This is a genomic window from Rhodoferax sp. EU05-FHT12H12 (assembly GCF_058791215.1).
The window spans coordinates 62,001-84,051 of sequence record NZ_JBYTDI010000004.1; the positions used below are offsets into that span (position 1 = coordinate 62,001).

Here is a 22,051-nt window from a genome sequence, read left to right on the forward strand (position 1 = left end):
GCCACCGCCTGCCCCCCAAAGCTCTGGGGAATAAGGGGCCGGGTCAATAATGGACGCATTGCGGGGCGTGTGTGCCGCCCCTGAGGAGCTTCCCTTGAAACTGTCTTTCTTCGCGCTGGGCTGGCGTACCCTGTGGCGCGACGTGCGCTCGGGCGAACTGCGCCTGCTCATCCTGGCGGTCACGCTGGCCGTGGCGGCCCTCACTGCGGTGGGTTTTTTTGCCGACCGCCTGCAAGGCGGCCTGCAGCGCGATGCACGCCAGTTGCTCGGCGGGGACGCCGTGGTCTCCAGTGACAACCCGCCGCCCGTGGCCTTTGAGGCGCAAGCCCGCACGCTGGGCCTGCAGGTGGTGCACATGCTGGGCTTTCCCACCATGGCCCGTGCCAGCGATGCGCAGGGCGGCGCGGCCAAGCTGGTGGCGCTCAAGGTGGTGGAGCCTGGTTACCCACTACGTGGCAGCTTGCGCGTGAGCAGCGCGCCTGACGCGCCCGATGCTGCCACCAAAGACACGCCCGCCGCGGGCAAAGCCTGGGTCGATGCGGCCTTGCTGGAGGCGATTGGCCTGAACGTGGGGGACCCTCTCTTGCTGGGCGAAGGCCGGTTCACGGTGGACCGCATCATCGTGATGGAGCCCGACCGTGGTGGCGGCTTCATGAACTTTGCGCCGCGCGTGATGATTTCGAAGCCCGACCTGGCCGCCACCGGCTTGGTGCAACCGGCCAGCCGCCTCAACTACCGCATGGCGGTGGCGGGCAACGAGCCTGCCGTGAAACGTTTTGTCGATTGGGCCGATGCACAGGTGAAAGGCGGCGTGCGTGGGGTTCGCGTGGAGTCGCTGCAAAGCGGTCGCCCCGAGATGAGCCAGACGCTGGACCGTGCACAAAAGTTCTTGAGCCTGGTGGCACTCTTGGCTGCCTTGCTGAGCGCCGTGGCCGTGGCCTTGGCCGCACGCGCGTTTGCCGCAAACCATTTGGACGACTGCGCCATGCTGCGGGTGCTGGGCCTGTCGCAGCGCACCATTGCCAGCGCCTACGCGTTTGAGTTTGCGCTGGTGGGCCTGTTTGCCAGCGGCCTGGGCGTGGCGCTGGGTTTTGGCGTGCACTACCTGTTTGTGGCGCTGCTGGCGGGGCTGGTGGATGCGGCCTTGCCTGCGGCTTCGCTGTGGCCGGTGCTGCTGGGCGTGGGCATGGGGCTCACGCTGCTGATGGCCTTTGGCCTGCCACCCGTGTTGCAGCTGGCTCAGGTGCCCGCGCTGCGTGTGATCCGTCGTGATGTGGGCAACCTGCGTCCTGCATCCATCGGCGTGCTGGCGATTGGCGTGGCCGGGTTTGCCGCGCTGCTGATGACGGTGAGCAGTGACCTGATGCTGGGCCTGATTGCCGTGGGCGGCTTTGCCGGTGCGGTGCTGGTGTTTGCCGCGCTGAGCTGGGTGGCCGTGAAGGTGCTGCGCAAGAGCGTGAACGAGGCGACGGCCCCGCGCTGGCTGGTGCTGGCTACGCGCCAAATCTCGGCCCGCCCGGCCTACACCGTGGTGCAGGTGAGTGCGCTGTCGGTGGGCCTGCTGGCGCTGGTGCTCTTGGTGCTGCTGCGCACCGATTTGATCAGCAGCTGGCGCAAGGCCACGCCGCCCGATGCGCCCAACCGCTTTGTCATCAACGTGATGCCGGAGCAGTCCGACGCGTTCCAGAAAGCGCTGACCGACAGTGGTGTCACCAAGTTCGACTGGTACCCCATGATCCGTGGCCGCCTGGTCGCGGTGAATGGCAAGGAGATCTCGCCCGACAACTTCACGGAAGACCGCGCCAAGCGCCTGGTGGACCGCGAGTTCAACCTCTCCCACAGCAGCAAGAACCCGCCGCACAACCTCATCGTCGGCGGGCAGTGGACCGAGGACGAAGAAGGTGCCGTGAGTGTGGAAGAGGGCATTGCCAAGACCCTGAACCTGAAGCTGGGCGACAGCCTGCGCTTTGACATTGGCGGCATGCAGACCGAGTCGAAAATCACCTCGCTGCGCAAGGTGGACTGGGGCTCCATGCGGGCCAACTTCTTTGTGATGTACCCGGTGGGCGTGCTCAAGGACGTGCCCAGCACCTACATGGGCGCCTTCAAGGCGCCCGAGACCAAGGGCTTTGACAACGCCTTGGTGCGTGCGTTCCCTAACATCACCAATGTGGACATGACCAGCACCATCAACCAGGTGCAGCGTGTGCTGGACCAGGTCATCCGCGCGGTGGAGTTCTTGTTCGGCTTCACGCTGGCGGCGGGCCTGGTGGTGCTGTTCGCCGCGGTGACGGCCACGCGGGAGGACCGCGCGCGCGAGTTCGCCATCATGCGTGCCGTGGGCGCAGGCAGCAGCCTGCTGCGCCAGGTGCAGCGCACCGAGCTGGTCGGTGTGGGCCTGTTGGCGGGCTTCCTGGCCTCTGTGGTGGCCGCGGCGGTGGGCTGGGCGCTGGCGCGCTTTGTGTTCGAGTTCGACTGGACCGTGCAGCTCTGGGTGCCGCTGGTGGGCGCCCTGGCCGGCGCGGTGCTGGCGCTGGCCGCGGGCTGGTGGGGCCTGCGCGATGTGCTGCGCCGCCCGGTGGTGGAGACGCTGCGCCGCGCCGCCAGCTAGATTGCTATTGTTTTAGTAGCTATTGGCGCAGTATCCACGCTGGCTAGAGGCCAAAAACACGCTAAAAGTCAGAGTTTGTGGCTGACCAGCTTGAAGTCGGGGTCTTCGGCGTAGGTTTTGACGGTGAAGCCCAGGCTGCGCATGAGCCGCAGCATGCCGGGGTTGTGCACCAGCACCAGGCCGTCGATCTCGCTCAGGCCCTTGTCGCGGGCCACATCCATGATGGACTGCATCAAGCGTGAGCCCAGGCCCTTGCCGCCGAAGTCGTCGGCCACCACCAGCGAAAACTCGCAGCTGGACTGGTCGGGGTTGGTCACGTAGCGCGACACCCCAATGATGCGTTCGGTCTCGGTAAAGCCGCCATCGCCATTGGCCGTGCGCTCCTTGTGCACCGCCACCAGGGCCATCTCGCGGTCGTAGTCAATCAGCGTGAAACGCGCCAGCATGGCCGGGGGCAGTTCGTGCATGCTGGAGACAAAGCGGAAGTAGCGGCTTTCTCTGGACAGGCCTTGCACCAGCGTTTGCAGCATCTGCGCATCGTCGGGCTGGATGGGGCGCACGGTGTATTCGCCGCCATCGCGCATGGGCCACAGCTGCTCGTACTGCGCGGGGTAGGGCAGGATGGACAGGTGGTTGTAGTTGTGAATGCGGCTGCTCACGCCCTGGGTGGCGTGGTCGATGACGATGCGTGCGTCCACCGCCACGGCACCATGTTCGTCCACGATGATGGGGTTGATGTCCATCTCGCGCAGCTGGGGCAGCTCACACACCATCTCGGAGATGCGCAGCAGAATCTGCTCCAGCATGTCCACATGGGCTGGCTGGCTGCCGCGCCATTCGCCCAGCGTTTCCGCCACGCGCGAGCGCTCAATCAGGCGGCGTGCCAAAAACTGGTTGAGCGGTGGCAGCTCCATCGCGCGGTCGTTGATCAGCTCGATCATGGTGCCACCGGCCCCAAAGGCGATGACGGGGCCAAACGGGTCGTCGGTGACCAGGCCAATGTAGATCTCGCGCCCGTGGCGCGGGCGCACCATGCTTTGCACGGTGACGCCGTTGATACGTGCATCCGGGCGCAGCTTCTTCACGGTTTGCACCATGTCGTTGTAGGTGTCGCGCACGCCGGTGGCGTTCATGATGTTGAGCGCCACGCCGCCCACGTCCGACTTGTGGCTGATGTCCGGCGAGTCGATTTTGAGCACCGCCGGAAACCCCAGCTGCGTGGCAATCATCATGGCCTCGTTGGCGCTGCGCGCCAGGATGGTCTGGGTGACCGGAATATGGAAGGCCGAGAGCAGCGTCTTGGACTCCATCTCGGTCAGCACCTTGCGGCGTTCGGCCAGCACACTCTCAATCACCAGGCGCGCGCCTTCGATGTCCGGCTTGGCCAGGGCGGAGAGGGGCGGTGGCGTTTGTTGCAGCAGCAGCTGGTTTTGGTAGAAGGACGCAATGTTGCCAAAGGCTCCCACCGCGGCCTCAGGCGTGCGAAAACTCGGGATCTCGGCCGCCTTGAGGATGCCGCGTCCTGCGTCCACGGTGGTGTCGCCCATCCAGCATGAGAGCAGGGGTTTGCCCATGGCCTTTTTTTCCTCGGCCAGGGCGCTGGCCACGGCCGATGCATCGTTGCCGGCCTTGGGCGAGTAGATGGCCAGCACGCCGTCCACTCCGCGGTCGCGGCTGGCCGCCTGGATGGCGGCGCGGTAGTGCTCAGGCCCGGCATCTTCCGACAGGTCCAGCAGATCGGTTAGCGAGGCCTGCTCGGGCAACAGCGGCTTGAGCTGCGCGGCCGATTCGGGGGACAGTTTGCCCAGCGCCAGCTGCAGCTCGTTGATCCAGTCGGCCGCCAGCACACCAGGGCCGCCGCCGTTGGTCACGATGGCCAGGCGTTTGCCCACCGGCCGGTAGCGCGAGGCCAGGCACTTGGCCGCCGAAAACAGCTCCACAAACGAACGTACCCGCACCGCGCCCGCGCGCCGCAGCGCGGAGTCAAAGACATCGTCGCTGCCCACAATGGCGCCGCTGTGGGTTTGCGCTGCCTCGTTGCCCGCAGGCTTGCGCCCGGCCTTCAGCACCACCACGGGTTTGGCATTGGCCGCCATACGCAGCGCACTCATGAAGCGGCGCGCGCTGGAGATGCCTTCCAGGTAGACCACGATGCTTTGTGTCTGTGCGTCGTTGGCCAAAAAGTCCAGCACGTGGGCAATGTCCACCGCCGTGTGGGGCCCCAGGGACACCACCGACGAAAACCCCACCGCGTTGTTGGCCGCCCAGTCCAGCATGGAGGCGGTGAGTGCGCCCGACTGCGACACCAAGGCCAGCGAGCCGCGCTGGGCCAGTGGCCCGGCCGCGCTGGCATTGAGCTGCAACTGGGGCCGCTGCAAACCCAGGCCGTTGGGCCCCAGCAGGTGCACGCCTTCGCGGCGGGCAATCTTCTTCAGCTCGGTGGCCTGGTCGGCCGTGATGCCGCTGGAGATGATGAGCGCCGCCCTGCAGGCCACGCGGCCCGCAATCTCCAGCGCCGCGCACACATCGGCCGGTGGCAGGGCAATGATGGCCAGGTCCGATCGCGCCTGCGCCAGCTCGGCCAGCGTGCCACTGCTATGGATGTCCAGAAACCGCAGGCTGCCGGTGAATGTTTGCGCCTTGAGCGCTGCCACCACGGCGCGTGCCTGCGCGGTCTGCGCTTCGGGCGTGTCCACCGGTCCGGCAAACACAATGATGGACTGGGGGGCGAATAGGGGGGTGAGAAAGTGTTTTTCCATGGAGTCCTCTAGTCTGCGCCTATCAATACCTTGACGTGTTCGGCCACGCTGCGGGCCAGCGGGTTGAGCACGTAGCCACCCTCCAGGCAGGAGATCACACGCCCCTTGCAGTGGCGCTCCGCCACGTCCATCAGCTGCCGGGTGACCCAGGCGTAGTCGGCATCCACCAGGCCCAGGTTACCCATGTCGTCTTCGCGGTGCGCGTCAAACCCGGCAGAGATGTAGATGAGCTGCGGCGCAAACGCGTCCAGCGCCGGCAGCCAGCGGCTGCGCACGGCCTCGCGAAAGGCATCGCTGCCCGAGCGTGAAGGCAGGCCCACATTCACCATGTTCGGGCCGGTGGCGTTTTCGCCGGTAAAGGGGTAGAGGCCTTCTTCAAAAATGGAGCACATCAACACCCGCTCGTCGCCACGAAAAATGTCTTCGCTGCCATTGCCGTGGTGCACATCAAAGTCGATCAGCGCCACACGCTGCAGGCCGTGCACATGGAGCGCATGGCGTATGCCCACCGCCACGTTGTTGAAGAAACAAAAGCCCATGGCCGCGGCGCGTTCGGCATGGTGGCCCGGGGGGCGCACGCAGCAAAAGGCGCTGGGCACGTTGCCAGCCAGCACCAGGTCGGTGGCCTGCACGGCGGCACCCGCGGCACGCAGGGCGGCGGGCACGGTGTAGGGGTTCATGTCGGTGTCGGGGTCCACCTTGTGGTAACCCTCGGTGGGGGCGGCGTCCAGCAGCTCGTGCACGTAGTTGCTGGCGTGGGCGCGGCCCAGTTGCTCCTCAGTGGCCAGCGGCGCGTCGTAGGTGTTCATGTAGTCCAGCAGCCCCTTGACCAGCAGCATGTCGTGGATGGCGCCCAGGCGCTCCGGGCATTCGGGGTGGTGGGGCCCCATCTCATGGCGGGCGCAGTCCGGGTGCGAGATAAAGGCAGGCAACATGCAGTCTCCAGCGTGGTGGTCTCAGTATGAAACAGCCAGTCTAGGCAGGCAAGCTGACGCGGGCCTTGATCCAAGGCAAGCGCCGGTGTGTGGGGGCGCTATGTCCCCGGCCTTCACCGGGAAATGCCGCCTTGGCAGCACCCTTGTTACCATCCCTGACCCATGACGCCGCCCTCCGCCTCCTCCCGCTCCTCGCGTTTCCCTCTTCGCTTTGTCACCACCAGTGCCCAGGTGCTGGCACTGCTGCTGTGCCTGCTGACCCTGTGCTACGGCTTGCTGCCGGGCCTGCTGGCGGTGTGCCTGGGCTACATGGCCACCCAGGCGCTCACCCACAACCGGCGTCTGGGGCGCCTCAAGCCCACGCCGTTTTGGGCTGCTACGGTGGTGATCGTGTTGCCCCTGGTGGCGCTGGCCCTGCTGCTGGCCAATGCCCAGGGCATGCTGGTGGGCGCAGTGGCCCAGTACGAGGCCCTGTTGCACCACCTGGCCCGCACGGTGCTGGAGATACGCCAAAAACTGCCGCCCAACCTCGCCACCCATCTGCCGGACGAACTGATTGCCGCCCAGGCCTGGCTGGCGTCCTACCTGCAGTCACAGGCGCGCTCGCTCACAGGCTGGGGCTCGGCCGGGCTGCAGGGCGGCTTGCTGGCCTATGTGGGGCTGGTGATTGGGGCGCTGGTGGTGGGCACGCCTGGTGTAGAGCAAGCAGCCCCCTTGCGCGCCGCCATGCGCACGCGGGCCGCACACTTCATCCAGGCTTTTCGCCAAATTGTGGTCGCCCAGTTCTGGATCGCCGCGTTCAACGCCATGTGCACCGCCCTGTTTTTGTTTGCCGCGCTGCCACTGTTTGACGTGTTTATTCCCTACAGCGGCATGCTGGTGGCGCTCACCTTCTTTGCCGGGCTTATTCCCATCGTCGGTAACCTGCTGTGCAACGGCGTGCTCACGCTGGCCGGTGTGTCGGTGGCGCCCATGGTGGGCCTGGCCTGCCTCATTTTCCTGATCGCCATCCACAAGTTCGAATACGTCATCAACGCCAAGGTGGTGGGCAAACGCACCGGCACCTCGGCCTGGGAGCTGCTCACGGTGATGTTTGTGGGCGAAGCCATTTTTGGCGTGGCCGGCCTGGTGGCCGCGCCGCTGTACTACGCCTATGTGAAGCGGGAGCTGCTGGAAGAGGGCTTGGTCTAGTTTTAAGCCTTTTAGGCCTCTAGCCCCCGCGGATATTGCGCGAACAGCTTCTGTTTTGATAGCACTAAGAATGCTGTGCCGCTTGCTGACTGAGCACTGGACCGGACTGGAGAGCCCATGTTTTCCCATATCTTTGTCGGCGTCACCGACTTCGAACGCGCGCTGCGCTTCTACACCCCGCTCATGCAGGCGCTGGGCCAGCAACAACGCTTCATCGACCGCAGCCGCCCTTGGGCGGGCTGGCAGACTGAAGGTGTGGCGCGTCCGCTGTTCCTGATTGGCACCCCCTTTGATGGGGACCATGCGGTAGGCAATGGCCAGATGACCGCTTTCCTGGCCAGCAGCCGCGCGCAGGTGGACGCGGTGTATCAAGCGGCACTGGCCCATGGCGGCACCAGCGAGGGTGCGCCGGGCCTGCGGCCCGAGTACCACGCCAACTACTACGGCGCCTACTTTCGGGATACGGAGGGGAACAAGCTTTGTGTGGCTTGCCATGGGGCGGTGGGTTGACGATTCGCCGTGTTCGCAAGCAAGCTGCGTGGATTAAAAGAAGTCAGATATAAATCAAGCACTTAAAAATACACGGGAGGAAAGCATGAGTCGAGACGACCTTGTTCATACGACGTGTTTCACTTCTACAACCCGTTGGGCCCCATAGATGAACTCTCCTACCGCCTATCACCAGCTTGGCCGTTTCATAGTCGCGTTCCAGCACCTAGAAGGAGCGGTGAATGACCTCCTCGAACTGTTGGCCGATACATCGGACGATGAAGTGGTCCGCATCTTGGCAAACGATCTGGAGTTTGGCAAACGACTGAACACCACGGACGTCGTGTTTGCCCGATTCGTTGATCTTCACAACAACGCGGATCAGTCCGCGAAGGGCGAATTCCACAAGCTTATGGTTGAGCTTCGGGAACTTGGTGAGCGACGGAATGATTTCGTTCACTCTCGCTACGACGCCTGGCTGAACGTTGATGGAAAGGAAGGGTTATTGCGTCGAAACTTCAGGCTCCGGGGTAGCAAGGGCACGCGCGAAGAAACGGAGGAGGAACTGCAACCTCACACGTTTGATGAAGACCTTCAACGCTTGACGAGCGCCGCTGCTCGCCTTGAAGTATTTCGCCTTCGGATCATCAACTGGTTGTATCCGGAATAACGTGGCCCAACCCTAAAGACGAGCGGGAGTGCGAAAAAAGCCGCGCAGCCTGCTCACTTTTTTGCGTTGAACGCATAACACAAGGCCTACTTGTCCGGCAACGCCAGTAAATCCTCAGTAGGCCGCCCATCCCGATAAGCCTGCAAATACTTCTTCCGCCCCAGCGTTTGCACGCCCACCCAAGCGCCAGACTGGCCGGGCTTGGCGGCGGGGCACCACAGGGCCTGGGGGCCGCTGGATTCGACGAAGTCGATCAACTGGGTGTGGGTGGAAAAGCCGGTCTCTTTCGTCGGCTTGCCATCCACCACCTGCACCCACCACAGGATGTTGAGGTGTTCGTGTTTGTAGCCGCCGCGCATGCGCTTGGCCACGCATTGGAGGTAGACCGCCATGGTGGTGTCAGGGCAGGGTCTGGTGCTTGCGTGCCGCCCAGACCCTGATCTGTTTAGGCAAACACGCCAGCCGTGTCCTGCATGCGCGCCGACACTTCACCCAGGTGGTGCAGGCTGTCGCCAAAGGTCATTTCCAGTTGGGTGAGTTTCTTGAAGTAGTGGCTGCCGATGTATTCGTCCGTCACGCCAATGCCGCCGTGCAGTTGCACCGCCTGCTGGCCGACAAAACGCATGCTTTGGCCGAGCTGGTATTTGGCGCGTGCCAGTGCCGCGCGGCGCTCGCTTGCGGGGGCATTGAGCTTCAGGCTCGCGTAGTAGCTCATGCTGCGGGCCAGTTCCAGCTGCATCTTCATGTCGGCCGCGCGGTGGCGTAGCGCCTGGAAGCTGCTGATCGCCACACCAAACTGCTTGCGGGTGTTGAGGTACTCGGCGGTCAGCGCCACGGTCTTGTCCATCACGCCCACGGCTTCGGCGCAGGTGGCGGCAATGCCGATGTCCACCGCATGCTCCAGTGCGGCCAGGCCTTGTGTGGTGATGAGCGTGGCGGGTGCGTTTTTGAAGGTGACTTCGGCCGCGCGGCTGCCGTCTTGCGTGCCGTAGCCGCGGGTGCTCACACCGGCGGATTCGCGCTCGACGAGGAACAGGCCCAGCACGCTGTTGACCTTGGCGGAGACGAGGTAGGCGTCGGCCTGGTCGCCTGCGGCCACTATGCTTTTGGTCGCGTTCAGCACATAGCCACCGGGGGCCTGGTGGGCTTTGGCGTCGCCCGCGTCCAGCGCGTAGCGGCTGCTGCGCTCCTGGTAGGCCAGCACCACCAGCTTTTCGCCACTGGCTACGCCGGGTAGCCAGGCGGCCTTGGTGGCGGCATCGGCATAGCCGGCAATCACGGCACCAGCGATCAGCGCCTGGACCAGGGGCTCCAGCACGATGCCGCGGCCCAGCTCTTCCATCACCACCATGCCCTCAATCGGGCCCATGCCCATGCCGCCATCGTCTTCGGGCACGTAGAGGCCGGTCAGGCCCAGCTCGGCCAGCTCGGTGTAGGCGGCGCGGTCAAAGCCGCCAGCCTTCTCAATGGCGCGGCGGCGCTCGAAGCTGTAGCCCTTGTCCACGTACTTGCGTACGGCGTCTCGCAGTTGTTCCTGGTCGTCAGAAAAATCGAAATCCATGTTCTTCTCCTCTTAGCCCAAAACAACCTGGGACACGATGTTGCGTTGCACTTCATTGCTGCCACCGTAGATGGTGGTCTTGCGCAGGTTGAAGTAGTGGGAGGCCAGGGGCGCGTTGCCCACTTCGCCACCGGGGAAGTCGCCTTGCCAGCCGGCCTCCATGGCTTCGCGCACCAGGGGCAGGGCAAAGGGGCCGGCGGCCAGCATCATCAGTTCGCTATAGCGCTGCTGGATTTCACTGCCGCGGATCTTCAAGAGGCCGGCAATGTCCAGCGAGTTCTTGCCGCTCTTCTCGGCGGACAACACGCGCAGCACCAGCATCTCCAGCGCCACCACGTCCACTTCCAGCTTGGCAATTTCGTCGCGGAAGCGGGCGTCGTCCCACACGCCTTCACGTTTGGCAATGCGCTTCAGGCGCTCCAGCTCGCGCTTGCTGCGGTTCACATCGGCAATGTTGGTGCGCTCGTGGCTCAGCAGGTGTTTGGCGTAGGTCCAGCCCTTGTTCTCTTCACCAATCAGGTTCTCGGCGGGCACTTCCACGTTGTCGAAGAACACCTCGTTCACCTCGTGGCCACCGTCCAGCATGATGATGGGGCGCACGGTGACGCCGGGGCTCTTCATGTCGATGAGCAGGAAGCTGATGCCGGTCTGCGGCTTGCCCTCGGTGCTGGTGCGCACCAGACAGAAGATCCACTCGCCATACTGGCCCAGCGTGGTCCAGGTCTTTTGGCCATTGACGATGTAGTGGTTGCCCTGGCGCTCCGCACGGGTTTTGACCGAGGCCAGGTCGGAGCCCGAACCCGGCTCGCTGTAGCCCTGGCTCCACCACACCTCGCCGCTGGCAATGCCGGGCAAAAAGCGCTGTTGCTGCTCGGGCGTGCCAAAGGCCATGATGACCGGGGCCACCATCACCGGGCCGAAGGGGATGATGCGCGGCGCACCGGCCAGCGCACATTCTTCTTCAAACAAATGCTTTTGCACGGCCGTCCAGCCGGGGCCGCCAAATTCCTTGGGCCAGCCAAAGCCCAGCCAGCCTCTTTTGCCCAAGATCTTGGCCCAGCGCTGCATATCGTCGCGCGTGAGCTCCAGGGCGTTGTGCACTTTGTGGGCAATGTCGGTGGGCAGGTTTGCGTTAACCCAGGTGCGAATCTCTTCGCGGAACGCCTGCTCTTCAGGGGTGAATGCCAAATCCATGGGGAGGTCTCCAGTGTGTCTTGGTGTCAGGGCGGTCTAGGGCCGCTGCAAACCGTGTTTTAGCACGGTCGTTCTATTCAACTTGTCCGGGGGGTGACATTCCCAGTTCGGCGCACAGCCTTTGCACGGTGGTGCGCAGCTCGGCCAACTCGGTTTCCAGCTGGGTCACGCGGGCCTGCAGGTCCGCGTTCGCAGGCGCGGCCATGCGGCTGGCGACAGCGGCGCTGGCATCCACTGGCCCGCACAGCAGGTGGGCCCAGCGCTGTTCGCGCGCGCCGGGTGCGCGGTCCAGCTTGATGACCAGCGGGCCGCCTTTGTCTTCGCTGCGTTCCTGCAGCTCGTCCAGAAACGCCTCGACCGACGAGGTGTCGGCAAAGCGGTACCAGCGCTCGGCGTTCAGGCGCAGTTCGGCCGCGGTTTGCGGGCCGCGCAACATCAGCAGGCCCAGCAGCACCGCGCTTTGCTCGGGCACACCAATGCCGCGCTGGGCGTTGTGGGTGAACTTGGTGGCGCGGCCCCCGCTGGTCTCGTGCACCAGGCCGGCTTCGCGCAGCGTGTCCACCGCGTTGCTCACCTCGGCCTCGCTCAGCTCCATCAGCGGCTCGCGGCTGGTTTTCTGGTTGCAGCCCAGGAGCAGGCTGTTCAGGGTGAGCGGGTAGCTGTCGGGCACGGTGCGTGCTTTTTCCATCAGCGTGGCGAGCACGCGGGCTTCAACAGGGGTCAAGAGAACGGGGGTGGTCATAATTCAGCCAGTTATGAAAAACATCGTCATTTTGATCTCTGGCGGCGGCTCCAATATGGCCGCCATCGTGCGTGCCGCCCAGCGCGAGGACTGGGAGCGCCACTACGGCGCCCGCATTGCCGCCGTCATCAGCAACAAAGGCACGGCTGGCGGCCTGGTGTTTGCCAAGGAGCAGGGCATAGACACCGCCGTGCTGGACCACAAAACCTTCGAGAGCCGCGAAGCGTTTGACGCTGCGCTAATGGCCGAGATTGACCAGTACGACACACCGCAGGCGCCGGTGCTGGTGGTGCTGGCAGGCTTCATGCGCATCCTCACGCCGGGCTTTACCGCGCACTACGAAGGGCGCCTGACCAACATCCACCCATCCCTGCTGCCAGCATTCCCCGGCCTGCACACGCACCAGCGCGCGATTAAATCCGGCTGCAAGTTCGCTGGTGCCACCGTGCACCTGGTGACCGCGGAGCTAGACCACGGCCCCATCCTGCAGCAAGCCGTGGTGCCGGTGCTACCCACCGACGACGCCGACACCCTGGCCGCCCGCGTGCTCACGCAAGAGCACCTGATTTATCCCCAGGCGCTGCGCGATTTGCTATCGAAATAGGAGCTTCTCGCGCATATTCTGCGCGGGCTAGGGGTAATTTTCTTCTGCTGAATGGGCAGCTACGTGATTAGAAAATACAACTGGAGTTAAAAAGTCATATATGAAATCCACCCTTGGCAAGCTTGAACGTATCCCCTTGCGCAAAGCTTGGGCTCATGAGGCTATTGAGTTCACGCCGTGGTTGGCCCAAGCGGACAACTTGCAGCTCTTGGCTGAAACCCTCGGTCTGGACGAATTGGAGCTAGTGGGAGTTGAATACCCAGTAGGCGACTTCAATGTTGACATTTTGTGTTCAGACAATGGCGGCAAGGTCATCATCGAGAACCAACTGGAGAAGACCAATCACACCCACCTTGGTCAAATTTTGACTTATGCCGCTGGTGTGGGCGCGCGAAAGGTGATCTGGGTAGCGGAGTCTTTTCGAACCGAACACGTAGCTGCGCTGGAATTCTTGAATCAACACACTACAGATGAATTGAATTTTTTTGCAGTGGAGATTGAACTTTGGCGCATCGGCGAATCGCCCATGGCCCCTAGTTTTAATGTAGTGGTTAAGCCCAACGATTGGGCAAAAACGGGTCAGCAAAACGCCAAGGTGGCGGCCAATATGACGCCGACCAAGCAGCGACAGTTGAAGTTCTGGACCGATTGGTCGGCTTGGTTGCAGGCCCAGGGTTCGGCATGCCGTCCGCAGAAGCCGCTGCCACAGCACTGGACCAACATTGCCTTAGGTCGTGCCGGAATTCACCTCGCCGCTACCGTAAATTCACGTGAGCGGCGAGTGGGGATGGAGGTCTACATAGACCATGACAATTCGAAATCAATGTTCAAGCAGCTCTTGGATCAGAAGGACGCCATCGAGCAGGAGTTGAATGCGAAACTCGACTGGTTGGAGTTGCCGGACGGGCATGCGTGTCGGATCATTCAAATCCGCCCGGATTCTCCTCTGGAGGATGAGAGTCAATGGTCGGCCTACTTCGCTTGGTTGGAGGTGGCTGGGCTCAAAATGTCGGCGGTGTTTCGTCCGCGCGTCAAAGCGTTGGTATGACGAAAAACACTATCGAAATAGGAGCTGTTCACGCATATTCTGCGCGGGTTGTCGGCACTTTTCATTCAAAAAATGCCCCTGACAAGGGCTACTCGTGCCGCAGCGCCTCAATCGGGTCCAGCTGCGCCGCACGCCGTGCCGGCACAAAGCCAAACACCACGCCAATCGCTGCCGAGAAGGCAAACGACAGCAGGTTGACACCGAGGTCAAAGGTGTAGGGAATCTGCATCAGCGCGGCCAGGCCCAGCGAGGCCACGGTGGCCAGGGCGATGCCCATCAGGCCGCCCAGGGATGCGAGCACTACGGCTTCGATCAGGAACTGCAGCAGCACCTCGCGCTCCAGTGCGCCGATGGCCAGGCGCAAGCCGATCTCGCGGGTGCGCTCGGTCACGCTCACCAGCATGATGTTCATCACGCCAATGCCGCCCACCAGCAGGCTCACCGCGGCCACCGCGCCCAAGAGCGTGGTCATGATCTGCGTGGTGCCCGAGAGCGTGTCGGCCAGCTGTTTGGTGTCCAGCACGTTGAAGTTGTCTTCCACTCCATCGGCCAGCTTGCGCTGCTCGCGCAGCAGCTGGGTGATGCCGCTCTTGATGCGGGTGGCGTCGCTGCCCTCGGCCATGGAGACCAGCAGGGTGTTGACGCGTGTGTTGCCGGTGATGCGGCGCTGCAGCGTCTTGAGCGGCACCAGCACCACGTCGTCCTGGTCGTTGCCAAAACTGCCCTGGCCCTTGGAGCCCAGGATGCCCACCACCTCGCAGGACACCTGTTTCACGCGCAGGGCCTGGCCCAGGGCTGGCGTGCTGCCAAACATTTCGCGACGCACGGTTTCGCCGATCACACAGACCGCCGAGCCCGCGCGCAGTTCTTCTTCGCTGAACTCGCGGCCTTCTTTGAGTTGCCAGTTGCCGGTGGTGAGCCAGGCATTGCTGCTGCCCACCACGCTGGACGTCCAGTTGCGCCCGTTGGCCACCACGGTCACGCTGGCGCGCGACTCGGGTGCCACCGCCGCAATGCCGCCGATCTGGCTGGCGATGGCGGTGGCGTCCACCTCCTTGAACGAGGGCGAGCTGCCACCGCCAGCGCCCGGGCCCATGCGCTGGCCGGGGCGGATCTGCAGCAGGTTGGTGCCCAGGCTGGAGATTTGCGTTTGCACCGCCTGGGTGGCGCCGTTGCCCAGCGTGACCATGGTGATCACGGCGCTCACGCCGATGACGATGCCCAGGATGGTGAGGAAGGAGCGCATCAGGTTGCGCCGGATGGAGCGCAGCGCGAGCCAAATGGTGTTGAGGAACATCAGTGCACCTCTTCCTGGGCCGCTGCGTGGCGTCGCACCGGGTGGGGGTTCGCCACATCACTCTCGATCACACCGTCCACAAAACGCACGATGCGCTTGGCATACGCCGCCATGTCGGGCTCGTGCGTGACCATCAGCACGGTGATGCCGTGCTGCACGTTCAGGTCTTGCAGCAGCTCCATGATCTCGGCGCTGCGCTGGGTGTCCAGGTTGCCGGTGGGCTCATCCGCCAGCAGCACGGTGGGCTCGGTGACGATGGCGCGTGCAATTGCCACGCGCTGCTGCTGCCCGCCCGACAGCTCGGCCGGTGTGTGGTGCTCGCGACCCTGCAGGCCGACTTGGGCCAGGGCGCGCGATGCGGCCTTGCGCCGGGCGCTGGCGGATTCGCCGCGGTAGAGCAGGGGCAGCTCCACGTTCTCTTGTGCGCTGGTGCGCGGCAGCAGGTGAAAGCCCTGGAACACAAAGCCCAGGTAGTGGCGGCGCAGCTGGGCGCGCTGGTCGCGGCCCAGGGTTTCCACATGCACACCCTGGAACAGGTACTCACCCGTGGTCGGTGTATCCAGGCAGCCCAGCGTGTTCATGGCGGTGGACTTGCCCGAGCCGCTGGGGCCCATGATGGCGACAAAGTCACCGGCCTCAATGCGCAGGTCCACGCCTTTGAGCGCCTGCAGCACGGTGGCGCCCTCGCCGTAGGTGCGGGTCACGCCGCGCAGCTCGATCAGGGGCGTTGAAGACGCGGGGAGGATCATTGGGCCGCTCCACCGCTGCGCTGGTCGGTGATGACGCGCATGTCGGCCGTCAGCTCGCCACCGGTGACCTCGGTCATGCGGCCGTCGCTGATGCCGGTCTGCACCGCCACGGCCACCGGGGCGCCATCACGCAGCACCCAGACCTGCTTGCTGCCCGCACCGGCTGCGCTGCCAGCGCTCTTGCGGTTGCCACTGCCACCGGGCATGCGCGGCATCAGGCTGCCCACAATGCTGCTGCTTTGGGCCGCAGGTTTGCCGGCGCTGGCTGTGGTGCTGGGGCTGTAGCGCAGCGCGGTGTTGGGCACCAGTAGCGCGTCCTTGCGCTCGGTGGCGGTGATGGTGGCCGTGGCGGTCATGCCGGGGCGCAGTGTCAGGTCGCTGTTGTCCACCTCCAGGTAGGTGATGTAGGTGACCACGTTTTCGGTGGTGGTGGAGCCATAGGCCACGCGGGTGATGGTGGCAGGGAAGGTGCGCGAGGGGTAGGCGCTGACGGTGAAGCTGGCCTTTTGGCCCACCTTCACCGAGCCCACATCGGCCTCGTCCACATTCACCTGCAGGCGCAGCTTGCTCAGGTCTTCGGCCACGCTGAACAGCGTGACCGCCTGCAAGGAGGCGGCCACGGCGTTGCCGGGCTCCACGCTGCGCGTGAGCACCACGCCGTCAATGGGGGAGCGGATGGAGGCTTTGGACAGGTTGGTCGCGTCGCTGGACGCTCCGGCCTGGGCTTCGGTGACGTTGGCACGCGCGCTGGCCTCGTCGGCCTGGGCACGCTCCAGCGTGGCACGGGCGGCATCCAGCTCGCTCTTGGCGGGTACCTTGCCACCCGACAGGCGCGATACCTCTTCCAGACGCGCCAGGCTGGCCTGGGCCTCTTTCACGGTGACCACGGTTTGCGCTACCTTGGCCTGCGCGGCACTCAGGGCGGCGCGGGTTTTGGTGAGCTGGTCGTTGAGTTTGGCGGTGTCCAGCTCCACCAGCAACTGGCCTTTGCGCACACGGTCGTTCACGTCCACCAGCACATTGCGCACGGTGCCCGAGAGCTCGCTGCCGATGTTGACCGAGCGTGTGGGTTGCAGCGTGCCGTTGGCCGACACGCTCAGGGTCAGGTTGCCGCGCTGCACGGTTGTGCTCACATAGCTGGGGGCGGCCTGGGCCTGGCTGCGTGCCTGCAGCGCGTAGGTGGCGCCCAGGGCCAGCAGCACGGCGGCTACGCTGGCCAACACCACGGGGCGGCGCCACCAGGGCCGGTTGGGTGCGGTTTGCAGCAGGGCCTGGATGGCGGCGGTGCTGGGCACGGCGGAGGAGATGGGAGGGGTGTCGGAGCTCATGGTTGTCCTGCAGAAGAAGTGGGGGGCGTCGTGGTGGCGGGGGCGGCTTGCCAGCCACCGCCGAGCGCCTTGTACAGGCGCACGTGGTCGGTGCCCAGGTCGGTGAGGGTGCTGGCCACGCTGTTTTGGGCGCTCAGCAGCGTGCGCTGGGTGCTCAGCACGGTCTGGAAATCGATCAGGCCGCTGGCGTAGCGCTGCTGGGCCAGCAGGGCGGCCAGCTCGGCCGCCGTGGCGGCGCTTTGCAGATGCTGCAGCCGTGCGCGGTGGCCGCGCAGGGCGGCCAGGGCGTCCTCCACTTCCTGCAGTGCGGTCAGCACCGTGCTTTGGTAACTGGCCTGGGCCTGCACCAGTGCGGCCTCTTGCGCGCGCAGGGTGGCCGCGGTGGCACCGCCATCAAACACCGGCAGGGAGACACTGGCCAGCAGGCTGCTGAGCACACTGGCGCCGTTGGTCAGCCCTGCCAGCGTGAGGGCGCTCAGGCCCAGGGATCCCCCAATGGAAAACGTGGGGTAACGCGCCGCATCGGCCACCTGCACCCGCGCCAGGGCGGCGGCGATGCGGGCCTCTTCGGCACGCACATCGGGACGCTGGCGCAGCGTGTCGGCCGGGAAGGCCAGCGCCAACTGTGTGGGCGCGCTGGGAATGGGCGCGGCCGTGCCGAGCTGCTCCACCAGCGCGGTGGGGGCCTGCCCGGTCAGCACCGCCAGGCTGTGCTGGCTGGCGGCAATGCTGGCCTGCAGGGTGGGAATTTCGGCGCGGGTTTGCTCTACCGCGGTGCGGGCCTGCTCGACCTCCAGGCTGGTGGTGAGGCCGGCCTGGGCGCGCCAGTCGGTTAGTTGCAGGGTTTCTTGTTGGCTGGCCAGGTTGGTCTGGGCAATGGCCAACTGGCTTTGCTGGCCGCGCAGTTGCAAGTAGGCCAGGGCCACCTCGGCTGCCATGGACACCTGGGCATCGGCCAGCGTGGCCTGCTGGGCCTGGGCATCGGCCTCGGTGGCATTCAGGGCCTGGCGCTTGCCGCCAAACAGGTCGGGCTCCCAGCTGGCGTCCAGGCCGGCCTTGAAGACGTTGGTGGCGGGCTGCTCATTGGTCTGGCTGCGCTGGCCGGAGCCACTGGCGTTCAGGCTGGGCAGCAGGGCGCCTTGCTTGGCATCGCGCAGGGCGCGGGCTTGCTGCAGTGCGGCCTCGGCCTTGCGCAGGCTGGGGTTGGCTTGCAGGGCCTGGGTCACCAGGGCGGAGAGCTGGGCGTCATTGAACGTATCCCACCACTGGGCCAGGTTGCCGGGCGTGGTGCTGCTGGCTTGCGACCAACTGGAAGGAATGGGGAGGGCCGCTAGGGGCTGGGTGTCGGGCGTGGCGGGAGCCGCCTGGCTGCCCAGCGTGGCCAAGGCCAGCAGGCAGGCCGCGGCACCGTGGCGCAGCCGCGGGCGGTGGAAGAGGGAAAGGGCGTGAGGTGGCATGGTCCTGATGGTGCGGGCCACGGGTGTCGCCTTCGTGCCCTGTGTGTAAAGACCGGTAAAGACGGCACAACGCCGGGTCCACGGCGTGTGGCCCGGCGCAGAGTTGCTATAAATTCAGGAGCTGCTTGCGCAGCATCCACGGGGGCTAGAGGCCAAAATCATGCTGAAGTGCTGAGGGTGGACGTACTCTCGGTCAGCCCCTCGGCCACCTGGGCGTAGATCTTTTGGGCCAGCTCGGCGATTTGCTGGTTGGTGGCGGTGGTGCTGCTGGCATCACGGTTGCTGCTGAGGCTGGCAATGGCCTCCTTGAGCTCGCCCACCATGCGTTCCACCTCGGATACGGTGCCGTCGCGGTTGGTGTCCAGCGCGTCGTAGGTTGTGTCACTGGACGAGGCGCCCTGTGCCCCGCCGGGACCGCCGGGGCCACCCGCAGGCGGTGGGCCCTTGGGGCCATCGCCGCCCTGGGCACGTTGGGCGTCTTCGGGGGGGCGGCCAGCCTCAAATTCGGTTTGGGTGAGCTGGCCGTCGCCGTCGGTGTCGAGCTTGGCAAAGTCCTGGCTCACGTCCTGGCCGGTGTCTTCTTTGATCTTGTCGGTCAGCACTTGCAGCTCGTCTTGGCTGACCGAGCCGTCGCCATCGGTGTCCACCTTGGCAAACAGGTCGTCCTGGCTGCCACCACTGCCACCCATGCCGCGGGACTGGGCAAACTCCATGGTGCTGGCCGGTGGCTGCATCAGGGCTTTCATGCCCGCATCCAGCTCATCACTGGAGAGGCTGCCGTCGCTGTTGCTGTCCATTTGGGTGAACAGTTCCTTGGCGTCGCCCAGGCTGGCGCCGGTTTTTTCGCTGATGTCGCTCAGCATGGTGCCGAGCTCGGTCTGGTCGACGCCGCCGCTGCCGTCGGCATCCACTTTGGCGAACATCTTGGCCTGGTGCTGGCTGCGTTGGGTGTTGAGGGCAGCCCAGACGTTGCTGGAACTGCTCACCCCGCTGATGGTGCTCATGGTCACTTCCTTTCTGGATGGTGGTGGTTGGTGCCACCGATTCTTGGCAGCGCAGGTATCGCGGGTTTGTCGTCTGTGTACCAAGGCTGGTACATAAGCCCATCCGAGGCGTGCAACTGGGGGGCGCTTGGCGGCCAATTCAAGGGTTCAGGCGGAGGGGCTTTTTTTACACTGGATGGGCCGCTCGGACTGTCTCCCCGGCCGCCAGGACCGCCCCATGAGCACCAAAACCTCCATCCTCCTCGTTGACGACGACGCCGACATCACCGCGCTGCTGGGTGAATACCTGGCGCGCTTCAACTTCGAGGTGCACACCGCTTTTGACGCCGACAGCATGCGCCAGCAGCTCGCACGCCAGCGTGTGGACCTGGTGGTGCTGGATGTGATGCTGCCCGGTACCGACGGGCTGACGCTGTCACGCGAGATTCGCGAGCGTTCGCAGATTCCCGTCATCATGCTGACCGCGCGCACCACCACCTTCGACCGCATCATGGGGCTGGAGAACGGCGCTGATGACTACATGGGCAAGCCCTTTGAGCCGCGCGAGCTGGTCGCCCGCATCCACACCGTGCTGCGTCGTGCGCTGGGCACCAAGGACAGCATGCCCATCCTGGCGCGCAGCGAGGTGGTTTGTTTTGACGGCTGGGAGCTGCACCGCGATGAACGCAACCTAGTGTCGCCCACGGGGCTGGTAGTGCCCTTGTCCAACGCCGAATTCCGCCTGCTCACCACCTTTTTGCAAACCCCGCGGCGCCTGTTCAGCCGTGACCAGCTCATGGAGCAGGCCCGCGGCCGCGCCATGGATGCCTTTGAGCGCAGCATCGACCTGCTGGTCTCGCGCCTGCGGCAAAAGCTGGCCGACGACCCCGACCAGCCTTCCATGATCAAGACCGTGCGCGGTGCGGGTTATCTGTTCAATGTGCAGTCGGTGCAGGGGCGCATGGCGTGGCGGGCCTGAAGACACGAAGCCGCGCCCTGGTGGCCCGTGCGGGCGCGCTGGTGCAGCGTTGCCTGCCGGCCAGTCTGTTTGGCCGCCTGGCCTGGCTGTTGGGCCTGACGGTGCTGTTTAGCCATGTGCTGGCGCTGACGCTGATGTTTGAAATGCGGCCCGACATGCGCCCGGACCTGCGGGCCAACGGGCCGCTGCCCGGCCCACCGCCGGGCGCACTGCACTGGGGCGGGGCTGCGCCTCCACCGCCGCCCCCATACCAGGACCCATCGGACGACCGCCACCACGGTGGACCGCCGCCGGTGGGGCTGCTGCTGGACATTGCGGTGCGTTTGGGGGCGCTGCTGCTGGCGGCCTGGGTGGCGGCGCGGTGGTTGTCGGACCCGGTGCGCCGCCTGGCCGCTGCGGCCAGCGAGCTGGGCCACAACATCCACCGTGCGCCGCTGCCTGAGTCGGGCTCGCTGGAGTGCCGCGAGGCCACGCGCGTGTTCAACCAGATGCAGCAGCACATCCGCGCCCAACTGGCGCAGCGCGACCAGTTTGTGGCGGCGGTCTCACACGACCTGCGCACGCCGCTCACCCGTCTGGCGCTGCGCGTGGAGTCCTTGTCGGACGCGCAGGAACGCCAGCGCTTTGGACGGGACATCGCCGAGATGGACACCATGATTCGCGCCACGCTGGACTACCTGCGCGGCGCGGCGGATGCCGAGCCCTGGGTGACGCTGGACCTGGCCGCACTGGTGAACAGCCTGGTGGAAGATCAGCAGGAGGCTGGCCACGATGTGGCCGTTGAGCCCTGGGAGGGGCCGCCGATAGCCCCACTTCGGGCGCAGGCCTCGGCCTTGCGCCGCTGCATCAGCAACCTGCTGGACAACGCCGCCCGCTACGCTGGTGGTGCCCAGGTGCGGTTGACAGAGGATGCACAGGGCGTGCGTGTCACGGTGCTGGACCGCGGCCCCGGCATCCCCGAGGGTGAGCTGGCGCAGGTGCTGCAGCCGTTTTACCGGGTCGAGGCTTCCCGCAACCGCAACACCGGCGGGGTTGGGCTGGGCCTGGCCTCAGCCAGTGACATTGCGCGCCAACACGGCGGCAGCCTGCAGCTCAGCAACCGCATGGGTGGCGGCTTGCAGGCGGAACTGTGCGTGCCCCGCCGGGCCCTCGACGCAAAAACGCTATTGAATTAGGAGCTGCTCGCGCATACTCCACGGGGGCTAGGTGGCGATTTAGTCCCCAATCCGGGTAAAACGCGGTTGGGCCACGCCCTCTATCACCACGGTTTCCAGAAACATGGCAGCCGGGCGCACCCACAGGCCCATTTCGCCATACAGCGCACGGTACAAGGTCATGGGCTCCAGCGTTTCGCTGTGGCGCACGGTGTCCAGCACCTGGTATTCCATGCCCTTGTAATGGCGGTAGCGGCCGGTAGGGGTGGTAACTAAAGGGGGGAGTTTTTCTTCGCTCAT

The 22,051-nt window shown here is 65.1% G+C and carries 20 protein-coding genes; 8 read left to right on the top strand and 12 right to left on the bottom strand.

Annotated features, from left to right (window positions below):
- Positions 1–94 precede the first annotated feature (94 nt).
- Entirely contained in the window at positions 95–2,611 is a 2,517-nt protein-coding gene (locus AC3WS7_RS12515; protein ID WP_492656596.1) for an ABC transporter permease, read from the top strand.
- A 68-nt stretch (positions 2,612–2,679) separates the two neighbouring features.
- Here the strand turns inward: AC3WS7_RS12515 and AC3WS7_RS12520 are convergent, their stop codons facing one another.
- Positions 2,680–5,370, bottom strand: a complete 2,691-nt coding sequence (locus tag AC3WS7_RS12520) for a bifunctional acetate--CoA ligase family protein/GNAT family N-acetyltransferase (RefSeq protein ID WP_296465416.1) — start codon at positions 5,368–5,370, stop codon at positions 2,680–2,682.
- 8 nt (positions 5,371–5,378) lie between these two features.
- Entirely contained in the window at positions 5,379–6,305 is a 927-nt protein-coding gene (locus tag AC3WS7_RS12525; RefSeq protein ID WP_492656597.1) for a histone deacetylase family protein, read from the bottom strand.
- Positions 6,306–6,467: 162 nt separating this feature from the next.
- Here AC3WS7_RS12525 and AC3WS7_RS12530 point away from each other — a divergent pair, with 162 nt between their 5' ends.
- From AC3WS7_RS12530 to AC3WS7_RS12540, 3 genes are all read left to right on the top strand, one after another.
- The gene (locus AC3WS7_RS12530) at positions 6,468–7,496 is read left to right on the top strand and encodes an AI-2E family transporter (protein WP_296465421.1); all 1,029 of its coding nucleotides are present in this window, start codon (positions 6,468–6,470) and stop codon (positions 7,494–7,496) included.
- 117 nt (positions 7,497–7,613) lie between these two features.
- Positions 7,614–8,006: a VOC family protein gene (locus tag AC3WS7_RS12535; RefSeq protein WP_492656598.1), complete on the top strand. Its 393-nt coding sequence runs from the start codon at positions 7,614–7,616 to the stop codon at positions 8,004–8,006.
- A 148-nt stretch (positions 8,007–8,154) separates the two neighbouring features.
- Positions 8,155–8,655, top strand: a complete 501-nt coding sequence (locus AC3WS7_RS12540) for a hypothetical protein (protein ID WP_492656599.1) — start codon at positions 8,155–8,157, stop codon at positions 8,653–8,655.
- A gap of 86 nt (positions 8,656–8,741) precedes the next feature.
- Here the strand turns inward: AC3WS7_RS12540 and AC3WS7_RS12545 are convergent, their stop codons facing one another.
- The 4 genes from AC3WS7_RS12545 to AC3WS7_RS12560 all read right to left on the bottom strand — a co-directional run bounded on the left by AC3WS7_RS12545 (position 8,742) and on the right by AC3WS7_RS12560 (position 12,152).
- Complete coding sequence (locus AC3WS7_RS12545) at positions 8,742–9,047, bottom strand: DUF3892 domain-containing protein (protein ID WP_492656600.1); 306 nt, start codon at positions 9,045–9,047, stop codon at positions 8,742–8,744.
- 53 nt (positions 9,048–9,100) lie between these two features.
- Positions 9,101–10,216, bottom strand: a complete 1,116-nt coding sequence (locus AC3WS7_RS12550; protein WP_492656601.1) for an acyl-CoA dehydrogenase family protein — start codon at positions 10,214–10,216, stop codon at positions 9,101–9,103.
- Positions 10,217–10,228: 12 nt separating this feature from the next.
- Positions 10,229–11,410, bottom strand: a complete 1,182-nt coding sequence (locus AC3WS7_RS12555; RefSeq protein ID WP_492656602.1) for an acyl-CoA dehydrogenase family protein — start codon at positions 11,408–11,410, stop codon at positions 10,229–10,231.
- A gap of 73 nt (positions 11,411–11,483) precedes the next feature.
- Positions 11,484–12,152, bottom strand: coding sequence for a YceH family protein (locus AC3WS7_RS12560; RefSeq protein ID WP_296465442.1), 669 nt, complete (start codon positions 12,150–12,152; stop codon positions 11,484–11,486).
- 13 nt (positions 12,153–12,165) lie between these two features.
- On the opposite strand from AC3WS7_RS12560, the gene purN reads away from it, so the two are divergent.
- Positions 12,166–12,756, top strand: a complete 591-nt coding sequence (gene purN / locus AC3WS7_RS12565; protein ID WP_492656603.1) for a phosphoribosylglycinamide formyltransferase — start codon at positions 12,166–12,168, stop codon at positions 12,754–12,756.
- A gap of 100 nt (positions 12,757–12,856) precedes the next feature.
- Positions 12,857–13,804 (top strand): DUF4268 domain-containing protein, encoded by a 948-nt coding sequence (locus AC3WS7_RS12570; RefSeq protein WP_492656604.1) that lies wholly within the window; start codon positions 12,857–12,859, stop codon positions 13,802–13,804.
- 88 nt (positions 13,805–13,892) lie between these two features.
- Here AC3WS7_RS12570 and AC3WS7_RS12575 read toward each other — a convergent pair whose 3' ends face one another.
- From AC3WS7_RS12575 to xopAW, 5 genes are all read right to left on the bottom strand, one after another.
- A complete protein-coding gene (locus tag AC3WS7_RS12575; protein WP_492656605.1) occupies positions 13,893–15,101 on the bottom strand; it encodes an ABC transporter permease in 1,209 nt (402 codons plus the stop codon).
- Entirely contained in the window at positions 15,101–15,850 is a 750-nt protein-coding gene (locus tag AC3WS7_RS12580) for an ABC transporter ATP-binding protein (protein WP_296465449.1), read from the bottom strand. The genes AC3WS7_RS12575 and AC3WS7_RS12580 overlap by 1 nt, the downstream gene beginning before the upstream one ends.
- Positions 15,847–17,178 (bottom strand): efflux RND transporter periplasmic adaptor subunit, encoded by a 1,332-nt coding sequence (locus AC3WS7_RS12585; RefSeq protein ID WP_296465452.1) that lies wholly within the window; start codon positions 17,176–17,178, stop codon positions 15,847–15,849. Before AC3WS7_RS12585 ends, AC3WS7_RS12580 begins: the two co-directional genes overlap by 4 nt.
- The gene (locus AC3WS7_RS12590; protein ID WP_296465453.1) at positions 17,175–18,635 is read right to left on the bottom strand and encodes an efflux transporter outer membrane subunit; all 1,461 of its coding nucleotides are present in this window, start codon (positions 18,633–18,635) and stop codon (positions 17,175–17,177) included. The genes AC3WS7_RS12585 and AC3WS7_RS12590 overlap by 4 nt, the downstream gene beginning before the upstream one ends.
- Positions 18,636–18,793: 158 nt before the next feature.
- Positions 18,794–19,639 (bottom strand): EF-hand domain-containing protein, encoded by an 846-nt coding sequence (gene xopAW, locus AC3WS7_RS12595; RefSeq protein WP_296465456.1) that lies wholly within the window; start codon positions 19,637–19,639, stop codon positions 18,794–18,796.
- A gap of 217 nt (positions 19,640–19,856) precedes the next feature.
- On the opposite strand from xopAW, the gene AC3WS7_RS12600 reads away from it, so the two are divergent.
- The gene (locus tag AC3WS7_RS12600; protein WP_492656606.1) at positions 19,857–20,597 is read left to right on the top strand and encodes a response regulator; all 741 of its coding nucleotides are present in this window, start codon (positions 19,857–19,859) and stop codon (positions 20,595–20,597) included.
- On the top strand, positions 20,585–21,772 hold the full coding sequence (locus AC3WS7_RS12605; RefSeq protein WP_492656607.1) for an ATP-binding protein: 1,188 nt from the start codon (positions 20,585–20,587) through the stop codon (positions 21,770–21,772). The genes AC3WS7_RS12600 and AC3WS7_RS12605 overlap by 13 nt, the downstream gene beginning before the upstream one ends.
- Positions 21,773–21,811: 39 nt before the next feature.
- Here AC3WS7_RS12605 and AC3WS7_RS12610 read toward each other — a convergent pair whose 3' ends face one another.
- Positions 21,812–22,051, bottom strand: a complete 240-nt coding sequence (locus AC3WS7_RS12610) for a DUF1653 domain-containing protein (RefSeq protein ID WP_296465463.1) — start codon at positions 22,049–22,051, stop codon at positions 21,812–21,814.

What these genes read in the sequence shown, in the direction of transcription:
- AC3WS7_RS12520 (WP_296465416.1), bottom strand. Translation starts at nt 5,370, where the DNA reads ATGGAAAAACACTTTCTCACCCCCCTATTCGCCCCCCAGTCCATCATT.
- AC3WS7_RS12525 (WP_492656597.1), bottom strand. Translation starts at nt 6,305, where the DNA reads ATGTTGCCTGCCTTTATCTCGCACCCGGACTGCGCCCGCCATGAGATG.
- AC3WS7_RS12530 (WP_296465421.1), top strand. Translation starts at nt 6,468, where the DNA reads ATGACGCCGCCCTCCGCCTCCTCCCGCTCCTCGCGTTTCCCTCTTCGC.
- AC3WS7_RS12535 (WP_492656598.1), top strand. Translation starts at nt 7,614, where the DNA reads ATGTTTTCCCATATCTTTGTCGGCGTCACCGACTTCGAACGCGCGCTG.
- AC3WS7_RS12540 (WP_492656599.1), top strand. Translation starts at nt 8,155, where the DNA reads ATGAACTCTCCTACCGCCTATCACCAGCTTGGCCGTTTCATAGTCGCG.
- AC3WS7_RS12545 (WP_492656600.1), bottom strand. Translation starts at nt 9,047, where the DNA reads ATGGCGGTCTACCTCCAATGCGTGGCCAAGCGCATGCGCGGCGGCTAC.
- AC3WS7_RS12550 (WP_492656601.1), bottom strand. Translation starts at nt 10,216, where the DNA reads ATGGATTTCGATTTTTCTGACGACCAGGAACAACTGCGAGACGCCGTA.
- AC3WS7_RS12555 (WP_492656602.1), bottom strand. Translation starts at nt 11,410, where the DNA reads ATGGATTTGGCATTCACCCCTGAAGAGCAGGCGTTCCGCGAAGAGATT.
- AC3WS7_RS12560 (WP_296465442.1), bottom strand. Translation starts at nt 12,152, where the DNA reads ATGACCACCCCCGTTCTCTTGACCCCTGTTGAAGCCCGCGTGCTCGCC.
- purN (WP_492656603.1), top strand. Translation starts at nt 12,166, where the DNA reads ATGAAAAACATCGTCATTTTGATCTCTGGCGGCGGCTCCAATATGGCC.
- AC3WS7_RS12570 (WP_492656604.1), top strand. Translation starts at nt 12,857, where the DNA reads ATGAAATCCACCCTTGGCAAGCTTGAACGTATCCCCTTGCGCAAAGCT.
- AC3WS7_RS12575 (WP_492656605.1), bottom strand. Translation starts at nt 15,101, where the DNA reads ATGTTCCTCAACACCATTTGGCTCGCGCTGCGCTCCATCCGGCGCAAC.
- AC3WS7_RS12580 (WP_296465449.1), bottom strand. Translation starts at nt 15,850, where the DNA reads ATGATCCTCCCCGCGTCTTCAACGCCCCTGATCGAGCTGCGCGGCGTG.
- AC3WS7_RS12585 (WP_296465452.1), bottom strand. Translation starts at nt 17,178, where the DNA reads ATGAGCTCCGACACCCCTCCCATCTCCTCCGCCGTGCCCAGCACCGCC.
- AC3WS7_RS12590 (WP_296465453.1), bottom strand. Translation starts at nt 18,635, where the DNA reads ATGCCACCTCACGCCCTTTCCCTCTTCCACCGCCCGCGGCTGCGCCAC.
- xopAW (WP_296465456.1), bottom strand. Translation starts at nt 19,639, where the DNA reads ATGAGCACCATCAGCGGGGTGAGCAGTTCCAGCAACGTCTGGGCTGCC.
- AC3WS7_RS12600 (WP_492656606.1), top strand. Translation starts at nt 19,857, where the DNA reads ATGAGCACCAAAACCTCCATCCTCCTCGTTGACGACGACGCCGACATC.
- AC3WS7_RS12610 (WP_296465463.1), bottom strand. Translation starts at nt 22,051, where the DNA reads ATGAGCGAAGAAAAACTCCCCCCTTTAGTTACCACCCCTACCGGCCGC.